Raw genomic sequence first — 19,528 nt, 5'->3', positions numbered from 1 at the left:
TGCCATGCCCCCCACACTTGCCTCCGTAGTCCGCAGCAGCTCGCTCCACCTGACCGTGCTGGCCGGCGCGGACCAGCTGGAACGGCCCGTCCGCTGGGTGCACACCAGCGAGCTGGACGATCCGACGCCCTTCCTGGAGGGCGGGGAGCTGCTGCTCACCACCGGTATCAAGCTGGGCAAGGCCGCCGCCAAGCTCCAGGCGTACGTGCACCGGCTGGCCGACGCGGGCGTGGTCGGCCTCGGCCTCGGCGTCGGGCTCTCGCACACCGAGGTGCCGCAGGCGCTGGTGGACGCCGCCGCCCAGCGCGGGCTGCCGCTGATCCGGGTGCCCGAGGCGACTCCGTTCATCGCGATCAGCAAGGCCGTCTCGGCAGCGCTGGCCGCTGAGCAGTACGAGGCGGTCACCACCAGCTTCGAGGCCCAGGAGGAGCTGACCCGGGCCGCGCTCGGCAAGGACGGCGCCACTGCGGTGGTCCGCCGGCTGGCCGCCCGGCTCGGCGGCTGGGCCGCGCTGTACGACGGATCCGGCGCGCTCTCCGCCGTCGCTCCCGACTGGGCCGCCCGCCGCGCGGGCCGGCTGGCCGCCGAGGTGGACCGGCTGCGCCGTCGGCCCGCACCCTCCTCGGCCGCGCTCCAGGGCCGGGCCCCGGGCATCGACACCGCCGACGAGGACTACGTGGTGGTCCAGTCGCTCGGCGCGGACCGCCGCCCGCGCGGCTTCCTCGCGGTCGGCACCGAGGACCGGATCACCCCCACCGAGCGGTACGTGCTGAACGCGGCCGTCGCACTGCTCACCCTCACCCTGGAGCGCTCGCGCGAGCTGCGGCAGGCCGAGGAGCGGATGGGCGCGGCGCTGCTGGGCATGGTCCTCGCGGGCGAGATCGTGACGGCCCGTCAGGTCGCCGCCGGGCTGTTCGGCGGGCTGCCCGAGGGCACCGTCCGGGTGCTGGTCGGCGGGGCGGGCCCGACCGCCGACCCGGAGGCGCTCGGCGAGCTCGGCGACCGGGCCGAACAGGCCGGGACCCGGGTCGGCGAACGCCTGCTGATCTCCCGCGAGGACGGCCCGAACGGCCCCCGGCTGATCGTCCTCGCCCCCGACAACGGCGCCGCCCACCGGGCCTGCCTGGGTGCGGTCGAGGAGCACGAGGGCCTGGCGCTCGGCATCTCGGCCGCCGCCTCGGTGGAGGAGGCGGGCACCGCCTTCGCCCAGGCCGAACGGGCCCTGGCGGTCGCGCTCCGAGGTGGCCGGCGGGCCGTCGACCACGAGGAGGTCGGGGCGGGTTCGCTGCTGCCGCTGCTCGGCGAGGAGGCGGTCACCGCCTTCGCCGAGGGCCTGCTCCGCCCGCTCCGCGACCACGACCGGACCGCGCGGGGTGACCTGGTCGCCTCCCTGCGCGCCTGGCTCTCCCGGCACGGCCAGTGGGACGCGGCCGCCGCCGACCTGGGCGTGCACCGGCACACGCTGCGGTACCGGATGCGGCGGGTGGAGGAGCTGCTCGGGCGGTCACTGGACGACACCGACGTCCGGATGGAGCTCTGGCTGGCGCTGCGCTCCGGCGAGGACTGACGGGCGGGGCCGGGTCGCTGATCGGTCGACCCGACACGCTGGAGCAACTCGCGGGCGTACCACTCCGTCGTGTCCAATCCGCTGTGCGGGCCGCCAGCCCTACCGTGGGGGCGTAGTTCTCCCACGACAGAAGGGTCGGTACGACCGTGACCACCACCCATGAGTTCTGGCTGGCCGGCCGCCGGGCGACCGGCGACGCGGAGTTCGAGGTTCACCACTCGTACGACGGCAGCCTGGTCGGCAAGGTCAGCGTGCCGACCGACGCCCAGGTGGAGGAGGCGGTGGACGCCGCCGTCACCGTCGCCCCGGCCCTCGCCGCGACCCCCGCGCACGTCCGGGCCACCGCGCTCGACCACGTGGCCCGGCGGCTGACGGAGCGTACGGAGGAGATCGCCCGGCTGATCACGGCCGAGAACGGCAAGCCGATCAAGTGGGCGCGCGGTGAGGTCGGCCGGGCCGCCTCGGTGTTCCGGTGGGCGGCCGAGGAGGCGCGCCGGACCAACGGCGAGACCATGCGCCTGGACACCGACCCGGGCGGCGTCGGCCGCTTCGCGGTGGTCCGCCGCTTCCCGCGCGGTGTGGTACTGGGCATCGCCCCGTTCAACTTCCCGCTGAACCTGGTCGCCCACAAGGTCGCCCCGGCGATCGCGGTCGGTGCCCCGATCATCCTCAAGCCGGCCCCCGCCACCCCGCTCTCGGCGCTGGTGCTCGGCGAGATCCTGGCGGAGACCGAGCTGCCGGCCGGTTCCTGGAGCGTGCTCCCGGTGCCGAACGAGAAGATGCCCGCGCTGGTCCAGGACCCGCGGCTGCCGGTGATCTCGTTCACCGGTTCGGACAAGGTCGGCTACCAGATCATGGACTCGGTGCCGCGCAAGCACGTCACCCTGGAGCTCGGCGGCAACGCCGCCGCCGTGGTGCTGGCCGACTGGTCCTCCGAGGCGGACCTCGAGTGGGCGGCGACCCGGATCGCGATGTTCGCCAACTACCAGGGCGGCCAGTCCTGCATCTCGGTGCAGCGGGTGATCGCCGACGCGACGGTCTACGACGCGCTGGTGGAGAAGGTGGTCGCCAAGGTGCGGGCCCAGGTGACCGGCGACCCGAGCGCGGACGCCACGGACGTCGGCCCGCTGGTGGACGAGAACGCCGCCAAGCGCGTCGAGTCCTGGGTCGACGACGCCGTCGCCAAGGGCGCCAAGGTGCTGGTCGGCGGTACCAGGGACGGCGCCGCGTACGCGCCGACGGTACTCGCCGAGCTGCCGGAGGACGCGATCCTGGCCACCGCCGAGGTCTTCGGCCCGGTGCTCTCGCTGCACCGAGTGGACTCCACCGACGAGGCGTTCGCCGCCGTCAACGACTCCAAGTTCGGCCTGCAGGCCGGCGTCTTCACGCACGACCTGCAGACCGCCTTCAGGGCCCACCAGGTGCTGGAGGTCGGCGGCGTGGTGATCGGTGACGCCCCGTCGTACCGGGCCGACCAGATGCCGTACGGCGGCGTCAAGGACTCCGGCGTCGGGCGCGAGGGCGTCAAGTACGCGATGGGCGACTTCACCTACGAGAAGGTCCTGGTGCTGACCGGGCTCGACCTCTGAGTGACCCCCCTGATGCCCCGTCACCGCTGGTCGGTGGCGGGGCACCGGCGTGTCCGGCCACGGCGGCGGCGCCGAGATGCCCGGGCAGCGCACCCGCGCGTACCCGGGCAGGACACAATGGGCGCATGAACTCGCTCGCCCACCCGCAGCTGCGCTTCTCGCCGACCGTCAAGGACCCCGACGGACCCCGGGAGCTGGTGATCCTCGGCTCCACCGGCTCGATCGGCACCCAGGCCATCGACGTGGTGCTGCGCAACCCGGACCGGTTCCGGGTGGTCGCCCTGTCGGCGGCCGGTGGCCGGGTCGGACTGCTCGCCGAGCAGGCGCTCCGGTTGGGCGTGCACACCGTGGCGGTGGCTGACCCGGCGGCCGTACCGGCGCTGCGCGAGGCGCTCGCCGCCGGAGCCGGCGGCCGCCCGCTGCCGGAGGTCCTGGCGGGGCCGGACGCCGCCACCGAGCTGGCCGGGATCGAGTGCCACTCGGTGCTCAACGGCATCACCGGCTCGATCGGCCTGCGCCCGACGCTGGCCGCGCTGCGGGCCGGGCGGGTACTGGTGCTGGCCAACAAGGAGTCGCTGATCGTCGGCGGCCCGCTGGTGAAGGCGGTCGCCAGGCCCGGCCAGATCGTGCCGGTGGACTCCGAGCACGCCGCGCTGTTCCAGGCCCTGGCGGGCGGCACCCGGGCGGAGGTCCGCAAGCTGGTGGTCACCGCCAGCGGCGGCCCGTTCCGCAACCGGACCAGGGAGCAGCTGGCCGGCGTCACCCGGGACGAGGCGCTGGCCCACCCGACCTGGGCGATGGGCCCGGTCGTCACCATCAACTCCGCCACTCTGGTGAACAAGGGCCTGGAGGTGATCGAGGCCCACCTGCTGTACGACGTGCCGTTCGACCGGATCGAGGTGGTGGTCCATCCGCAGTCCGTCGTCCACTCGATGGTGGAGTTCACCGACGGCTCCACACTGGCCCAGGCCAGCCCGCCGGACATGCGGATGCCGATCGCGCTCGGCCTCGGCTGGCCGGACCGGGTGCCGGACGCCGCCCCGGGATGTGACTGGACCAAGGCTGCGACCTGGGAGTTCTTCCCGTTGGACAACGAGGCCTTTCCCGCCGTCGAGCTGGCCCGCGAGGTCGGTACGCTCGGCGGGACGGCGCCGGCCGTCTTCAACGCCGCGAACGAGGAGTGCGTCGAGGCGTTCCTGACCGGCCGGCTGCCTTTCACCGGGATCGTGGACACTGTGGCGAAGGTGGTGTCCGAACACACGGTGGGAACTTCCCTCGTGGTCGAGGACGTACTCCACGCGGAGACCTGGGCCCGCGCCCGGGCCCGTGAGCTGGCAGCGGGCTAGCGGGAACGGCCGGAGCGGCATGACGGAGGATCAGTAGTGACGATCGTGATGTGGGTGCTCGGCATCCTGCTCTTCGTGCTCGGGTTGCTGTTCTCGATCGCCTGGCACGAGCTCGGCCACCTCTCGACGGCCAAGCTCTTCGGCATCCGGGTCCCGCAGTACATGGTCGGCTTCGGCCGGACGGTCTGGTCGCGGAAGAGGGGCGAGACCGAGTACGGCCTCAAGGCCATCCCCCTGGGTGGGTACATCCGGATGATCGGAATGTTCCCGCCGGGCGCGGACGGCCGGATCACCCAGCGCTCCACCTCGCCCTGGCGCTCGATGATCGAGGACGCCCGGGAGGCCTCGTACGAGGAGATCAAGCCCGGCGACGAGGACCGGATGTTCTACACCCGGAAGCCGTGGAAGCGCGTCATCGTGATGTTCGCGGGCCCGTTCATGAACCTGATCCTCGCGGTCGTGCTCTACCTGGTGCTGTTCATGGCCATCGGCGTGCAGATGGCGGTGCCCACCGTGGGTTCGGTCAGCCAGTGCGTGGTGGCGGCCGGCAAGGCGACCGACACCTGCCCGGCCGGCGCCCCGGCCAGCCCGGCGGCGGCCGCCGGGCTGCGGGCCGGTGACACCGTCCGCTCCTTCGACGGCGAGGCGATCACCAGCTACCCGCAGCTGCAGGCCGACATCCGCAAGTCACCCGGCCGGACGGTGCCGATCGTGGTCGAGCGCGGTGGGCAGCAGCTCACCCTGAACGCGACGCTGACCAGCAACACTGTGGCGAGGCTCGACAAGGACGGGAACCAGGTCAAGGACGAGACCGTCACGGCCGGCTTCCTCGGCTTCGCCCCGGCCAGCGCCGTCGAGCACCTGAGCGTCGGTGAGAGCGTCGACCAGATGTCCGACATGGCCAAGCACAGCGCCAGCGCGCTGGTCGCGCTGCCCGGCAAGATCCCTGGCCTCTGGCACTCCATCGTCAGTGACGACCCGCGTCCGGTGGACTCCCCGATGGGCATGGTCGGCGCGGCCCGGCTCGGTGGTGAGGTCTTCTCGATGGACGTCCCGCTCAGTTTCCAGCTGACCTTCATGGTCCGGCTGCTCGCGATGATCAACCTGTCGCTGTTCCTGTTCAACATGCTCCCGCTGCTCCCGCTGGACGGCGGGCACATCGCCGGGGCGCTCTGGGAGTCGCTGCGCCGCAAGGCCGCCGCCCTGCTCCGGCGGCCCGACCCGGGCCCGTTCGACGTGGCACGGCTGATGCCCGCGGCGTACGTGGTGGCGGCGGTGTTCATCTGCTTCACGGCCCTGGTGGGCGTGGCCGACGTTGTCAACCCCATCCGCCTGAACTGACCTCGATCAGGTCAGGCGAGTGTGCCCGGTCGCATCCCGGTGCCGTACCGTTGGACGCCGGGCGCCCGTTGACCGGAGCGCCCGGCCGGATCTCACCACCTCGACTTGGGGAACCCTGCGCACATGACCGCGATCTCGCTCGGAATTCCTGCCCTGCCGCTCAAGCCGCTGGCGACCCGCCGCGTCTCCCGGCAGATCATGGTCGGTAACGTCCCGGTCGGCGGTGACGCACCCGTCTCCGTCCAGTCGATGACCACCACGGTCACGGCCGACATCAACGCCACCCTCCAGCAGATCGCCGAGCTCACCGCCTCGGGCTGCCAGATCGTCCGGGTGGCGGTGCCCACCCAGGACGACGCGGACGCGCTGCCGATCATCGCCAAGAAGGCGAACATCCCGGTCATCGCGGACATCCACTTCCAGCCCAAGTACGTCTTCGCGGCGATCGAGGCCGGCTGCGCGGCGGTCCGGGTCAACCCGGGCAACATCAAGCAGTTCGACGACAAGGTCGGCGAGATCGCCAAGGCCGCCAAGGACGCAGGCGTGCCGATCCGGATCGGTGTGAACGCCGGTTCGCTCGACAAGCGGCTGCTGGAGAAGTACGGCCGGGCCACCCCGGAGGCGCTGGTCGAGTCCGCGCTCTGGGAGTGCTCGCTGTTCGAGGAGCACGACTTCCGCGACATCAAGATCTCGGTCAAGCACAACGACCCGGTCGTGATGATCAACGCCTACCGGCAGCTCGCGGCCGCCTGCGACTACCCGCTGCACCTCGGCGTCACCGAGGCCGGCCCGGCGTTCCAGGGCACCATCAAGTCGGCGGTCGCCTTCGGCGCGCTGCTGGCCGAGGGCATCGGTGACACCATCCGGGTCTCGCTCTCCGCGCCGCCCGCCGAGGAGGTCAAGGTCGGCAACCAGATCCTGGAGTCGCTGAACCTCCGTCAGCGCGGCCTGGAGATCGTCTCCTGCCCGTCCTGCGGCCGCGCCCAGGTGGACGTCTACAAGCTCGCCGAGGAGGTCACCGCCGGCCTCGAGGGCATGGAGGTGCCGCTCCGGGTCGCGGTCATGGGCTGCGTCGTGAACGGCCCGGGCGAGGCCCGCGAGGCCGACCTCGGCGTCGCCTCCGGCAACGGCAAGGGCCAGATCTTCGTCAAGGGCGAGGTGATCAAGACCGTCCCCGAGTCGAAGATCGTCGAGACCCTGATCGAGGAGGCCCTCAAGCTGGCCGAGCAGATGCAGGCCGACGGCGTGGCGTCCGGCGCTCCGGTGGTCACCGCCGCCGAGTGATCTTCGGCACCGCTGCGGGTCGTCCGTGAGCGGACGGCCCGCAGTCTGCTCGGGTGGGGCGGCGGAGTAGGGTGCCACCAGCGTTCCTAGAGTGAGGTGCCTGTGCTCGATCGAGGTGTGATGCTCCCCGGCCCCTTCCAGGTGGCCCGGGCCCTGGCGACCACGCGGGTGCTCGACCCCCAGGACCTGGACGACGCCCTGGAGATCCTGCACCTCGACCCGGTCTCGAACGCCTTCGTGGCCACCCGGGTGGAAGCGGTCGGTCTCGACCCCTGGCGGCTCGGCGGCGAGATGTGGGGCTGGTTCGACGGGGACGGCCGGCTCACCTCGCTCTGCTACGCCGGGGCCAACCTGGTGCTGGTGAACGCCGGCCCGGAGGCCGTCCGCGCCTTCGCCGAACGGGCCCGCAGGCAGGGCCGCCGCTGCTCCTCCATCGTCGGCCCGGCCGGCCCCACCGCCGCGCTCTGGGCCAGCCTCGAACGCAGCTGGGGCCCGGCCCGCGAGGTCCGCGCCCACCAGCCGCTGATGGCCACCGCCGAGCCCGCCACCGGCATCACCCCCGACCCGATGGTGCGCCGGGTCCGGCGCAACGAGATCGACGCCCTGATGCCCGCCTGCGTGGCGATGTTCACCGAGGAGGTCGGCATCTCCCCGCTGGCCGGTGACGGTGGCCTGCTCTACCAGGCCAGGGTGGCCGAACTCGTCGCCGGCGGCCGCTCGTTCGCCCACTTCGCGGCGGACGGCTCGGTGGTCTTCAAGGCCGAGATCGGCGCCGTCACCGCCGGCGCCTGCCAGATCCAGGGCGTCTGGGTCGCCCCCGAGCTCCGTGGCCAGGGCCGCTCCGAGACCGGTATGGCCGCCGTCCTGGGCTACGCGCTGCGCGACGTCGCCCCGGTTGTCTCGCTCTACGTCAACGACTACAACGTCCGGGCCAGGGCCGCGTACGCCCGGGTCGGCTTCCGCGAGGTCGGTGCGTTCATGAGCGTCCTGTTCTGACCTCCCGTTCTGAGTGATCACCGCCCGCCGGAGTAGTAACGTCCGGGGCATGGAGCAGCTCACCGAGGTGACGATCGAGGCCGTGGACCTGGCGGCGTGGGCAGCCGATGCCCTGGAGGTGCAGGCGGTCGCGTTCGGGCTGAGCGACGAGGAAGTGGCGGTCCGGCTGCAGATCGTGGCGCGCCACGCGGAGCAGCCCGGGGTGCTGGCCTTCGGTGCGTTCGGCGACCGGGAGCTGGTCGGGTTCGGGTACGGGATGCCGAACAGCCGCGAGCACTGGTGGAGCACGGTGATCGAGCCGCATCTGGAGGCGCAGGGGCACGGGGACTGGCTGGACGACGTGTTCGCGGTGACCGAACTGCACGTGCTGCCGGAGTACCAGGGCCGGGGGGTGGGCAGCGCGCTGATCCGCACCCTGTGCGAGCGGTCCGGGCAGTCCCGCAGCATCCTGTCGGCGATCGACGCCGAGACGCCCGCCCGGCGGCTGTACCGGTCGCTGGGCTACCGGGACCTGGCCCGGGCGGTGCGGTTCCCGAACACGATCCGCCCGTACGCGGTGATGGGCGCCCAACTGCCCTTGCGTCAGAGCCAGTCGGCGAATTCGAGGTAGAGCTCGGCGCTGTCGGTGGCGCCTGCGGCCAGTCGGCGCAGACCGGCCTCGACGGCGCGGAACAGCGCCCAGCCGCGCAGCCGGTCGTGGTCCACCTCGACCGCGTCGGCGAGCTGGCGCAGGCGGCGTCGGGCGGCGCCGCGCGGGCCGGGGGAGCCGGCCAGGGTGTCCAGCCGGTCCTGGGCCAACCAGGCCAGGTCGTAGGCGCGTTCGCCGACCAGGGGTCTGGGGGAGACGGCCAGCCAGGGGGCGCGGTCGGCGGCCAGCACCTTGCCATGGTGGAAGTCGCCGTGCAGCAGCAGCTGTTCGGTGCCGTCGGCGAGCAGCGCGGCGGAGACCTCCAGCGCCTGGTCCACCAAAGGCTGGGCGTCGGGGGAGAGTTCACGGTGCCGGCGCAGCGCGGCAGAGAGCTCGGTCACTTGCTCGGCGACGGTGCGGAAGGGATGGACGTCGGCGGGCGGCAGCCAGAGCCGCTGGAGCAGCCCGGCCGCCTCCAGCATCGCCTTCGCCTCGGCGAGCGAGCGGAGTGGGATGTCGCCGTAGAGGCGCTCCAGCAGCAGAAAGCCGGACGGGTCCTGGGCCAGCAGGAGGACGGCGCCGCGACCGGCCCAGTGGGCGAGGGCGGCGGCCTCCCGCGCGGTCCCGGCGGCGCTCGGGCCGGTCTTCAGGACCGCCTTGGTGCCGTCACCCCGCAGGACCGTGCAGACCAGGCCGCACCGGCCGCCCGGATCGACCACCCGCTCCAAGGTCAGTTCCCAGCGGGCGAGTTGGGCGGCCACGGTGTCCGGAAGCGCGGCCAGCCAGGCCAGTTCGGCTTCGTCCGCGCGGGCCCGGACGGCGTCCGCGAGGCGGGCCGGGACGGTGATCTGCTGCCCTGCTGCTGCCGACATGCTGGCCTCTCGTTCGGTGCCGCGTCTGGTGCCGCCCATCGTGCTGTCGCGGTCCTGTTGCCCGCCCATTGTCGGCCATCGAGAGGAAAGTGCTGGTCAGGCGCTCGGGGACGGATTCGCCGTGGCGCCGTCGGCGGCGGGCAGGCCGGGTAGCGCGGCCTGGTCGGCGCCCCACTGCCGGGCCCGCAGGGCGGACTCGCGCAGCGCGGTGGCGGCGCTCTGCCTGAGCTCGCCGGAACCGGCGGCCACCAGGGCGGCGTACACGCCCGTGAGCTGGACCTCGATGTGCGCCGCGAGCTGCTTGGCGGTGGCCGCGTCGGTGACCGGGAACGGCAGTTGGTAGCCGGGCGCGGCCGCCGCCGGGGTGGCGCCGGCGCTGTGCAGCAGGCGCTGCCAGGTGTCCCGCTCGGCCTGGTGGGCGAGGTAGCAGACCTGCGCCTCGGACCGTTGCGGCCCGACCGGCTGCCGGGCTCCGACCACGCCGTAGCCGTAGACGGCGGCGTGCTCGGCGGCCAGCGTGCTCTGCAGCGCGGCGGTCTCGGCGGCGGCCCGCGGGGTGACCGGCGCGGATGCGGATGCGGACCCGGATGCCGACGCCGGAGCGGAGACCGAGGGGGAGGGGGAGGGGGAGGGGGAGGGGGAGGGCGCGGCGGCCGCCGGTCCCGTCACCGGGCCGCTGTCGCCGAGCGCCGCCGCGTGCAGCGCGCCGGAGGCCGAGACGGCGGCCAGCAGTTTGGCCAGCTCGGGCGAGGCAGCGGCCAGGTCGGCCAGCCGGGCCCCGGCCGTGGTCCGTTCGGCGGCGGCGAGTGCGGCCACCGAGGACGCCGGAGCCGAGGCCGCCGACGACGCCGGAGCCGAGGCCGCCGACGACGCCGGAGCCGAGGCGGTGGGCGGCGCGGCCGCCGACGGCAGCCCCGTGGACAGCGCGGCCCGGTGCTCGGCCACCTCCGCCCGCAGCGCCCGGAGCCGGTCGCCCTGGGCCGCGCCGGGCCCGGCCAGCACGGCGTCGTACCCGGCCAGCAGCCGGTCGGTGTCGGCGACGGCGCGGGCGCGCAGCGGCAGGTCGGCGTCGGCCTTCTTGCGTTCCGCCTCCGCCGGGCGGTCCTCATGGGTGCACCCGCAGAGCAGCGGCGCGCCGCTGAGCACGCCGAGGAGGAGCAGGCTCCGCCGAGTGAGGGACAGCATGGGGGGTGCTCCCGGAGAGGTCATGGGGGAGCACGCGCAGCCCCCGCTGCTGTGCATCATTACAGAATCACCATCCGGCCCGTTGTGACCTTGCTCGCAAGCGGTGCGTACCGGTGCCCCGCACGCCGCACGGAATCGGTGGTTTGGGGTCCGACCCGATAGGCTTGCCGCTCAGCTAGCACCTACCGACAACAGCAGACGCGGCCGAGGAGTCACCCGGATGAGCACCACCCCCACCGACCGGTTGCGTGCGTTGCTCGAGCCGCTGGCCGCAGAGGCAGGTCTCGACCTCGAAGAGGTCAAGGTGACCCAGGCGGGCAACCGTCGTCAGGTGCAGATCGACGTGGACGCCGACGGCGGCGTGGACCTGGACGCGATCGCCGAGTTCAGCCGGGTGGTCAGCGAGCGGCTGGACGCCGCCGAGGACGTCATGGGCAGCGCCCCGTACGTGCTGGAGGTCGGCTCCCCCGGGGCCGAGCGTCCGCTGAACGAGCCCCGCCACTGGCACCGGGCCAACGGCCGACTGGCCAGGATCCACCTGGTGGACGGCGCGGAGCTGGTCGCCCGGGTGTTGGAGAGCGACGAGGACGGCGCCCTGGTCGAGGTGCAGCCGGTGAAGGGCCGCGGCAAGCCCAAGGAGCGCCGCCTGGAGTTCACCGAGATCGCCCGCGCCCGGGTCCAGGTCGAGTTCAACCGCAAGGAAGACGAGGGGCTGCTCGACGAGTCGGAGGTCGAGGACACCGACGACGACAGCACCGAAGACGACGAGTGAGCACCGCACCACACATGATCGTGAACGTACAAAAGAGGGAAGAGGAGGCGTAGCCGTGGACATCGACATGAGCGCCCTGCGTGGGTTGGTTACCGAGAAGAACATCCCGTTCGAACTGCTGGTCGGATCGATCGAATCGGCCCTCCTCATCGCGTACCACCGCACCGAGGGCTCCCGCCGCAAGGCGCGGGTCGAGCTGAATCGTAAGTCCGGGCACGTGACGGTCTGGGCGCTGGAGGACGCGGACGAGCTGGACGAGGGCGTCGAGCCCAAGGAATTCGACGACACCCCGAGCGGCTTCGGCCGGATCGCCGCCTCGACGGCCAAGCAGGTCATCCTGCAGCGCCTGCGGGACGCCGCGGACGACCAGACCTTCGGTGAGTACGCGGGCAAGGAGGGCGACATCGTCACCGGTGTCGTCCAGCAGGGCAACGACCCCAAGAACATCCTGGTCGACATCGGCAAGCTGGAGGCCATCCTCCCGCCGCAGGAGCAGGTGCCGGGCGAGGACTACAAGCACGGCACCCGGCTGAAGTGCTACGTGGTGGCCGTCCGCCGGGGCGTCCGCGGCCCGTCCGTGACGCTCTCCAGGACCCACCCCAGCCTGGTGAAGAAGCTGTTCGCGCTGGAGGTCCCGGAGATCGCCGACGGCAGCGTCGAGATCGCCGCGATCGCCCGCGAGGCCGGCCACCGCACCAAGATCGCCGTCTGGTCGCGCCGTCAGGGCCTGAACGCCAAGGGCGCCTGCATCGGCCCGATGGGCGCCCGGGTGCGCAACGTGATGGCCGAGCTGCACGGCGAGAAGATCGACATCGTCGACTGGTCCGAGGACCCGGCGGAGATGGTCGCGGCCGCGCTGTCCCCCGCGCGGGTGACGAGCGTGGAGATCGTGGACTGGGCCCAGCGCTCCGCCCGGGTGATCGTGCCGGACTACCAGCTGTCGCTGGCGATCGGCAAGGAGGGCCAGAACGCCCGCCTCGCCGCCCGCCTGACCGGCTGGCGGATCGACATCCGGCCGGACACCGAAGCCCCTGCCGGAAGCGAGCGCGGGGAATCCCGCGACGCCTAGTCACGTTGTCGCCGTCCGGTGCCGAACCGGCACGGCGGCGCCATGTCCCTCCGGAGGGGTAGACTTGAGGTTGTCTGGCCGGACGCGTGTCCGCGCATGCCCTGAACGCACCTGCGTGGGCTGCCGCAAGCGAGCGGCCAAGCACCAGCTGTTGCGTGTCGTGGCGGTCGAGGGCGTCTGTGTCCCCGATTCCCGCGGCGCACTGCCGGGCCGGGGTGCACATCTGCACCCCGACCCGACCTGCCTCGACCTCGCGGTCCGCCGCCGGGCTTTCCCCAGAGCCTTCCGACTCCAGGGGATGCTCGACACCACGGCACTGCGTGAGTACGTCGAGCGGCGGGCCGGTGACACCCCGGCAGGCTGAAGAACCACCGCAACAAGCACCGCGCAGAGCCGACAGGGCCTCGTGCGGCGCGCACACGTCAGGTACCTCGCGAGTTGGAAGTAGGTCGAGATTGCGATGAGCACTCGATGAGTACGCGATGAGTACGCCCATGAAGTAGCGATGGTCCGGCGGACGAATACCCCGGACACGTAGACAGGAGCGAAGTGGCTAAGGTCCGGGTATATGAACTCGCCAAGGAGCTTGGCTTGGAGAGCAAGGCCGTGATGGCCAAGCTCACCGAGCTCGGTGAGTTCGTCCGTTCGGCGTCCTCGACGATCGAGGCGCCGGTCGTGCGCAAGTTGACTGATGCTTTGGGGGTGCCGCCCACCGGTGGTGGCTCCGCCAAGCCTGGCCCGCAGAAGCCTGCGGCGCCCAAGCCCGCCGGTGCCTCCGCACCGAAGCCGGGCGCACCCACTCCGGGACCGCGGCCCGCCGCGACCCCCGGTCCCCGTCCGACCCCGGCCGCCGCGGCTCCCGCCGCCCCGGCCGCCCCCGCCGCGCCGAAGCCGGCCGCCGCTGCCCCGGGCCCGCGCCCGGCCGCCGCGCGTCCCGCCCCGGCCGCTGCGGCCCCGGCGGCTCCGGCCGCCGAGTTCTCCTCCCCGGCTCCTGCCGGTGACGCCGCGGAGGCGCCGGCCCGTCCGGCCGCCGCCGCTCCCGCCGCCCGTCCGGCCGCGGCCAACCCGTCGGCCCGTCCGGGCCCGCGTCCGGCCGGTCCCCGTCCGGGCAACAACCCGTTCACCTCCGGCAGCGCGACCGGCATGGGCCGCCCCGGCGAGCGCCGTCCGGCTGCTCCCGGTGCCGCGCGTCCGGGTGCCGGCGCCCCCGCCGGCGAGCGTCCGGCCCGTCCGGGCGGCGACCGTCCGCGTCCGGCCGGTGCGCCGGGTGCCGACCGTGGCGCCCCGCGTCCGGGCGGCGACCGTCCGCGTCCGGCCGGTGCGCCGGGTGCCGACCGTGGCGCCCCGCGTCCCGGTGGCGACCGTCCCCGTCCCGCCGCCGGTCCCGGTGGCGCGCCCCGTCCGGGTGGTGCCGGTGCGCCGCGTCCCGACGGGATGCCCCGTCCGGCCGGTCCGCGTCCGGGTGGGCCCAGCCCGTCCGGTATGCCGCGTCCGAACCCCGGCATGATGCCGCAGCGTCCGGCTCCGGGCCCGGGTGCCCGTCCGGGCCCGGGTGGCCGTGGCCCGGGTGGCCCCGGTGGCCGTCCGGGTGGTCCGGGTGCAGGTGCCGGTGGCGCCCGTCCCGGCTTCGCGGGCCGTGCGGCCGGTCCGGGCTCGCGTCCGGCCGGTGGCGGCTTCGGCGGCCCCCGTCCCGGTGGCGGTGCCCCCGGTGGCGGCGGTGGCTTCGGTCCCCGTCCGGGTGGCTTCGGTGGCCGTCCCGGTGGCCCGGGTGCCCGTGGTGGCACGCAGGGTGCCTTCGGTCGCGGTCCGGGCGGTCGCCCGGCGCGTGGCCGCAAGTCGAAGCGGGCGAAGCGCCAGGAGTACGAGGCCATGCAGGCCCCGTCCGTCGGCGGTGTGATGCTGCCGCGTGGCAACGGTTCCACCGTTCGCCTGTCGCGGGGCTCGTCCCTGACGGACTTCGCCGAGAAGATCAACGCCAACCCGGCCGCGCTCGTCTCGGTGATGTTCAACCTCGGTGAGATGGTCACCGCGACCCAGTCGGTCTCGGACGACACGCTCCAGCTGCTGGCCGACGAGATGGGCTTCCAGCTCGAGATCGTCAGCCGCGACGACGAGGACCGTGAGCTGCTCGAGTCGTTCGACATCGACTTCGGTGTCAACGAGGGCGACGAGGACATGCTGGCCCCGCGCCCGCCGGTCGTCACCGTCATGGGCCACGTCGACCACGGTAAGACCCGCCTGCTGGACGCGATCCGCAAGTCCAACGTGGTGGCCGGCGAGGCCGGTGGCATCACCCAGCACATCGGTGCCTACCAGGTCGCCACCGTGGTGAACGGCGAAGAGCGTCCGATCACCTTCCTCGACACCCCGGGTCACGAGGCGTTCTCCGCCATGCGTGCCCGTGGTGCCAAGTCCACCGACATCGCGATCCTGGTGGTCGCGGCCAACGACGGTGTCATGCCGCAGACGGTCGAGGCGTTGAACCACGCCAAGGCCGCCGGTGTGCCGATCGTGGTCGCGGTCAACAAGATCGACGTCGAGGGCGCCGACCCGACCAAGGTCCGCGGTCAGCTGACCGAGTTCGGTCTGGTGGCCGAGGAGTACGGCGGCGACACCATGTTCGTCGACATCTCCGCGCGCCAGGGTCTGAACATCGACCAGCTGCTCGAGGCGGTCGTCCTGACCGCCGACGCCTCGCTCGACCTGCGGGCCAACCCGGAGCAGGACGCGCAGGGTATTGCGATCGAGGCCCACCTCGACAAGGGCCGCGGCGCCATGGCGACCGTCCTGGTCCAGCGCGGTACCCTCCGCGTCGGTGACTCGATCGTGGTCGGCGACGCCTACGGCCGCGTCCGCGCGATGCTGGACGAGAACGGCAACAGCCTCGCCGAGGCGGGTCCGTCCCGTCCGGTGCTGCTGCTCGGTCTCACCTCGGTGCCCCGCGCCGGCGACAGCTTCATCGTCGTCGACGAGGACCGCACCGCGCGCCAGATCGCCGAGAAGCGCTCGGCCCGTGACCGCAACGCGGCGTTCGCGCAGCGTCGGGTCCGGATCTCGCTCGAGGACCTGGACAAGGCCATCGCAGCGGGCTCCATCGAGCAGCTCAACCTCATCATCAAGGGTGACGTCTCCGGTTCCGTCGAAGCCCTCGAGGACGCGCTCGTCAAGCTCGACGTGGGCGAGGAGGTGGAGCTCCGGGTGCTGCACCGCGGCGTCGGTGCGATCACCGAGTCGGACGTCGACCTCGCGATGGGCTCGGACGCCATCATCATCGGCTTCAACGTGCGCGCCGAAGGCCGCGCCCGTACGGCTGCCGAGAAGGAAGGCGTGGATGTCCGGTACTACTCGGTCATCTACCAGGCCATCGAGGAGATCGAGAACGCGCTCAAGGGCCTGCTCAAGCCCGAGTACGAGGAGGTGCGCCTCGGCTCCGCGGAGATCCGCGAGGTGTTCCGTTCCTCCAAGTTCGGCAACATCGCGGGTGTCATCGTCCGCGAGGGTCTGCTGCGCCGCAACGCCAAGGCCCGTCTCATCCGCGACGGCAAGCTCATCACCGAGAACCTCACCATCGAGGGTCTGCGTCGTTTCAAGGACGACGCGACCGAGGTGCGCGAGGGCTTCGAGGCCGGTGTGACCCTGGGGTCGTTCAACGACATCAAGGTCGACGACGTCATCGAGACCTACGAGATGCGCGAGAAGCCGCGGTCCTAGCAGTGGCTGCCGGGGCCGGTCGACGGGGTGCAAATCCCGTCGACCGGCCCCGGTCTCGCTGTTAGCCTCCAGGTACGCCCTTCGGGGCATCCTCCGAGGCCTTCAGGTCGGCGAGACCTGTCACACATGTTCGTAGGAACACTCACCTTCGACCTGCTACTGGGCGACGTCCATTCGCTCAAGGAGAAGCGTTCGATCGTGCGGCCCATCGTGGCCGAACTGGCGCGCAAGTACAGCGTGTGCGCCGCGGAAGTCGGGAACCAGGACCTGCACCGGAGGGCCGAGATCGGCCTGGCGGTGGTGTCCGGCGACGCCGGGTACGTCACCGAGGTCCTGGACAGCTGTGAGCGGCTCGTCGTCGGCCGCCCCGAGGTGGTGCTGCTCTCCGCCAGGAGGCGCCTCCACCACGACGACGATGACTGAGGGTGTGCGCGGTGCTGCGAGGTCAGCACCGTCACACCGACGAGGACCGAGAGCGCCCACAAGGCTGGGCGCGGGCGGGTATTTTGGGGCCAGGGCCGCACCGGGTGCGTCCGTGACCCGGGTACCGCGCTCACTGCACGAGGAGGCAACGTGACCGACACCGCAAGGGCGCGCAAGCTCGCCGACCGCATTCAGGTGGTGGTGGCCGAGACCCTGCAACGCCGGATCAAGGACCCGCGGCTGGGCTACGTGACCATCACCGACACCCGGGTCACCGGGGACCTTCGGGAGGCCACCGTCTTCTACACCGTCTACGGTGACGAGGCCGAGCGCGAGGCGAGCGCGGCCGCGCTGGAGAGCGCCAAGGGCGTGCTCCGCTCCGAGGTCGGCAAGCAGACCGGGGTGCGGTTCACCCCCTCGCTGACCTTCATCGCGGACGCCCTGCCGGAGAACGCGAAGAACATCGACGAGCTGCTCGACAAGGCGCGGGTCTCCGACGCGGCGGTCCGTACCGCCGCCGCCGGGGCCACCTTCGCCGGGGACGCCGACCCCTACCGGGTGCCGGCCGCCGAGCGCGACGACGAGGACGAGTAACCATGACCGCCGAGCCGGTCGACCCCGGCCAGGGGGCATCGTCCACCGACACGGTGGATGGTGCCCTCGCGGTGCTTCCCGGGCCTCGCAACGGGTCGCCGGCCGCCTCCGGGGTGTCGTCAGCCCTGGCGGCCGAGTGGCAGCGAGTGGTCGAGCTGCTCGGCCGCGCCCGCACGGTCGACCTGATCTGCCACATCGCCCCGGACGGCGACGCGCTCGGCTCGGCCCTGGCGGCCGGTCTGGCGCTGCGGTCGCTCGGGTACCGGGTGCGGGTCTCGTTCGGTGACGACCCGCAGATCGTCCCGGAGTCGCTGAGCTTCCTGCCGGGTCAGGAGCTGCTCGTCCCGGCCGCCGAGGTGCCGGACGTCCCCGAGCTGGTGCTCTGCTTCGACGTCGCCGCCGAGAGCCGTCTCGGCCTGCTGCACGCCAAGGCGTTCGCCGCGCCCGCGCTGGTGGTCATCGACCACCACGCCTCCAACCCCGGCTTCGGCACCCACCGTCTGATCGACCCCTCCGCCCCGGCCACCGCGGTGCTGGTGGACGAGCTGCTCCGGCGGCTCGGCGTACCGCTCGACCAGGACCTGGCCACCTGCCTCTACACCGGCGTGGCGACCGACACCGGATCGTTCCGGTACGCCGGCACCACGCCCGCCACCCACGAGCTGGCCGGACGGCTGCTGGCCACCGGGATCCGGCACGACCTGATCTCCCGTCAGCTCTGGGACACCTCCTCCTTCGGCTACCTCAAGGTGCTGGCCGGCGCTCTCGGCCGGGCCGTCTACGAGCCCGACGCGGCGGGCGGCCGCGGTCTGGTGTGGACCTGGGTGCCGTACCAGGACCTGGCGCTGTTCGGCGTCACGGTCGAGGAGATCGAGGGTCTGATCGACGTGCTGCGCCGCCCGGCCGAGGCCGAGGTCGCGCTGGTGCTCAAGCAGGACCCGGACGGCACCCTGCGCGGCTCCTGCCGGTCCAAGGGTGCGGTCGACGTGGCCGCGGTCTGCGCCGAGCTCGACGGCGGCGGGCACTGCTTCGCGGCCGGCTTCACCGCCCGCGAGGGCGTGGACGTGACGGTCGCCCGGTTCCGGGCCGCCCTGCCGACGTCCTGACATCCTCCGTACAGAGAAAAGAACCGATGAAGCGTAAAGGCACCGGCCCCGACGGCCTGGTCATTGTCGACAAGCCGGAGGGCGTCACCTCGCACGGCGTGGTGGCCAGGCTCCGCCGGCTGGCCGGGACCAGGAAGGTCGGGCACGCGGGCACGCTCGACCCGATGGCCACCGGCGTGCTGGTGATCGGGGTCGAGCGGGCCACCCGCCTGCTCGGGCACCTGATGCTCACGGCCAAGACCTACGAGGCCACCATCCGGCTCGGGCAGAACACCGTGACGGACGACCGGGAGGGCGAGGTCACCTCCTCGGCGGACGCCTCGGCCGTCCAGCGGTCCGCCATCGACGCCGGGATCGCGGAGCTGACCGGCGAGATCATGCAGGTGCCGTCCAAGGTCAGCGCCATCAAGATCGACGGGAAGCGCTCGTACGCCCGGGTCCGCGAGGGCGAGGAGTTCGAGATCGCCGCCCGGGCCACCACGATCCACTCCTTCGTGGTGCACGACCAGCGCGCGGCGGTGGCCGAGGACGGCACGCCGGTGATCGATCTGGACGTCACGGTGGAGTGTTCCTCGGGGACGTACATCCGGGCCCTCGCGCGGGACCTGGGCGCCGGGCTCGGCGTGGGCGGCCACCTCACCGCTCTGCGGCGGACCAGGGTCGGGCCGTACGGGCTGGAGTCGGCGCGGACGCTGGAGCAGCTGGAGGAGAAGCTGGAGGTGCTGCCGATCGCCGAGGCGGCGGCCGCGGCGTTCCCGCGCTGGGACGTGGACGCGGAGCAGGCGCGGCTGCTGGCGCACGGCATGAAGCTCAAGGCGCCGGGGATGGACGTGGAAGGGCCGATCGCCGTGTTCGATCCGGACGGCCGCTTCCTCGCGCTGATCGAGCAGCAGGGCGGGCACGCGAAGCCGGTCGCGGTCTTCGTGGGCTGACCCTCCGGGCCCCTGCCTTCCGGCCCTGCACCGAAATGTCACCCGAAGGGATGAGCGCTCGTCCCTGAGGGGTCGGGTGCGCGGTCGGCCGGGCAGGCTCCCAGCGGTGGTGG

The 19,528-nt window shown here is 72.8% G+C and carries 17 protein-coding genes; 15 read left to right on the top strand and 2 right to left on the bottom strand.

The annotated features are described in order from the left end of the window. Window positions 1-4 precede the first annotated feature (4 nt). The 7 genes from ACKUU6_RS10780 (at window position 5) to ACKUU6_RS10750 (ending at window position 8,733) form a co-directional block, all read left to right on the top strand. Window positions 5-1,567 carry a PucR family transcriptional regulator gene (locus ACKUU6_RS10780; RefSeq protein ID WP_407988276.1) on the top strand — a complete coding sequence of 521 codons (1,563 nt, stop codon included), beginning with the start codon at window positions 5-7 and terminating at the stop codon, window positions 1,565-1,567. Between the two features lie 146 nt (window positions 1,568-1,713). Beyond that, on the top strand, window positions 1,714-3,156 hold the full coding sequence (locus ACKUU6_RS10775) for an aldehyde dehydrogenase family protein (RefSeq protein ID WP_407988275.1): 1,443 nt from the start codon (window positions 1,714-1,716) through the stop codon (window positions 3,154-3,156). A gap of 125 nt (window positions 3,157-3,281) precedes the next feature. Beyond that, entirely contained in the window at window positions 3,282-4,502 is a 1,221-nt protein-coding gene (gene dxr / locus ACKUU6_RS10770; RefSeq protein ID WP_407988274.1) for a 1-deoxy-D-xylulose-5-phosphate reductoisomerase, read from the top strand. Window positions 4,503-4,550: 48 nt separating this feature from the next. Then, a complete protein-coding gene (locus tag ACKUU6_RS10765) occupies window positions 4,551-5,843 on the top strand; it encodes a M50 family metallopeptidase (protein ID WP_407992092.1) in 1,293 nt (430 codons plus the stop codon). Between the two features lie 123 nt (window positions 5,844-5,966). Then, window positions 5,967-7,127 carry a flavodoxin-dependent (E)-4-hydroxy-3-methylbut-2-enyl-diphosphate synthase gene (ispG, locus tag ACKUU6_RS10760; protein WP_407988273.1) on the top strand — a complete coding sequence of 387 codons (1,161 nt, stop codon included), beginning with the start codon at window positions 5,967-5,969 and terminating at the stop codon, window positions 7,125-7,127. Between the two features lie 120 nt (window positions 7,128-7,247). Beyond that, window positions 7,248-8,123, top strand: coding sequence for a GNAT family N-acetyltransferase (locus ACKUU6_RS10755; protein ID WP_407988272.1), 876 nt, complete (start codon window positions 7,248-7,250; stop codon window positions 8,121-8,123). 49 nt (window positions 8,124-8,172) lie between these two features. Continuing rightward, window positions 8,173-8,733, top strand: coding sequence for a GNAT family N-acetyltransferase (locus ACKUU6_RS10750; protein WP_407988271.1), 561 nt, complete (start codon window positions 8,173-8,175; stop codon window positions 8,731-8,733). On the opposite strand, the gene ACKUU6_RS10745 is transcribed toward ACKUU6_RS10750, so the two are convergent. Next, complete coding sequence (locus ACKUU6_RS10745) at window positions 8,706-9,623, bottom strand: aminoglycoside phosphotransferase family protein (protein WP_407988270.1); 918 nt, start codon at window positions 9,621-9,623, stop codon at window positions 8,706-8,708. The two genes, ACKUU6_RS10750 and ACKUU6_RS10745, sit on opposite strands and share 28 nt — an antisense overlap. A 96-nt stretch (window positions 9,624-9,719) precedes the next feature. Then, window positions 9,720-10,808: a ferritin-like domain-containing protein gene (locus ACKUU6_RS10740; RefSeq protein WP_407988269.1), complete on the bottom strand. Its 1,089-nt coding sequence runs from the start codon at window positions 10,806-10,808 to the stop codon at window positions 9,720-9,722. A gap of 220 nt (window positions 10,809-11,028) precedes the next feature. Between ACKUU6_RS10740 and rimP the strand changes: the two genes are divergently transcribed. From rimP to truB, 8 genes are all read left to right on the top strand, one after another. After that, complete coding sequence (rimP, locus tag ACKUU6_RS10735) at window positions 11,029-11,580, top strand: ribosome maturation factor RimP (protein WP_407988268.1); 552 nt, start codon at window positions 11,029-11,031, stop codon at window positions 11,578-11,580. Between the two features lie 55 nt (window positions 11,581-11,635). Continuing rightward, complete coding sequence (gene nusA / locus ACKUU6_RS10730) at window positions 11,636-12,649, top strand: transcription termination factor NusA (RefSeq protein WP_407988267.1); 1,014 nt, start codon at window positions 11,636-11,638, stop codon at window positions 12,647-12,649. 70 nt (window positions 12,650-12,719) lie between these two features. Further along, window positions 12,720-13,013, top strand: coding sequence for a YlxR family protein (locus tag ACKUU6_RS10725; RefSeq protein ID WP_407988266.1), 294 nt, complete (start codon window positions 12,720-12,722; stop codon window positions 13,011-13,013). A gap of 185 nt (window positions 13,014-13,198) precedes the next feature. Then, window positions 13,199-16,360 carry a translation initiation factor IF-2 gene (gene infB / locus ACKUU6_RS10720; RefSeq protein ID WP_407988265.1) on the top strand — a complete coding sequence of 1,054 codons (3,162 nt, stop codon included), beginning with the start codon at window positions 13,199-13,201 and terminating at the stop codon, window positions 16,358-16,360. 126 nt (window positions 16,361-16,486) lie between these two features. Next, complete coding sequence (locus ACKUU6_RS10715; RefSeq protein ID WP_407988264.1) at window positions 16,487-16,783, top strand: DUF503 domain-containing protein; 297 nt, start codon at window positions 16,487-16,489, stop codon at window positions 16,781-16,783. Window positions 16,784-16,933: 150 nt separating this feature from the next. Beyond that, window positions 16,934-17,377: a 30S ribosome-binding factor RbfA gene (gene rbfA / locus ACKUU6_RS10710; RefSeq protein WP_184913758.1), complete on the top strand. Its 444-nt coding sequence runs from the start codon at window positions 16,934-16,936 to the stop codon at window positions 17,375-17,377. Between the two features lie 2 nt (window positions 17,378-17,379). Continuing rightward, window positions 17,380-18,483: a DHH family phosphoesterase gene (locus tag ACKUU6_RS10705; RefSeq protein WP_407988263.1), complete on the top strand. Its 1,104-nt coding sequence runs from the start codon at window positions 17,380-17,382 to the stop codon at window positions 18,481-18,483. Window positions 18,484-18,509: 26 nt separating this feature from the next. Continuing rightward, complete coding sequence (gene truB, locus ACKUU6_RS10700; protein WP_407988262.1) at window positions 18,510-19,415, top strand: tRNA pseudouridine(55) synthase TruB; 906 nt, start codon at window positions 18,510-18,512, stop codon at window positions 19,413-19,415. The last annotated feature ends 113 nt before the right edge of the window (window positions 19,416-19,528 follow it).

Source organism: Kitasatospora sp. CMC57 (assembly GCF_045866025.2).
In the GTDB taxonomy this organism is placed as follows: Bacteria; Actinomycetota; Actinomycetes; order Streptomycetales; family Streptomycetaceae; genus Kitasatospora.
This window is presented reverse-complemented; position numbering and strand designations above follow the sequence as displayed.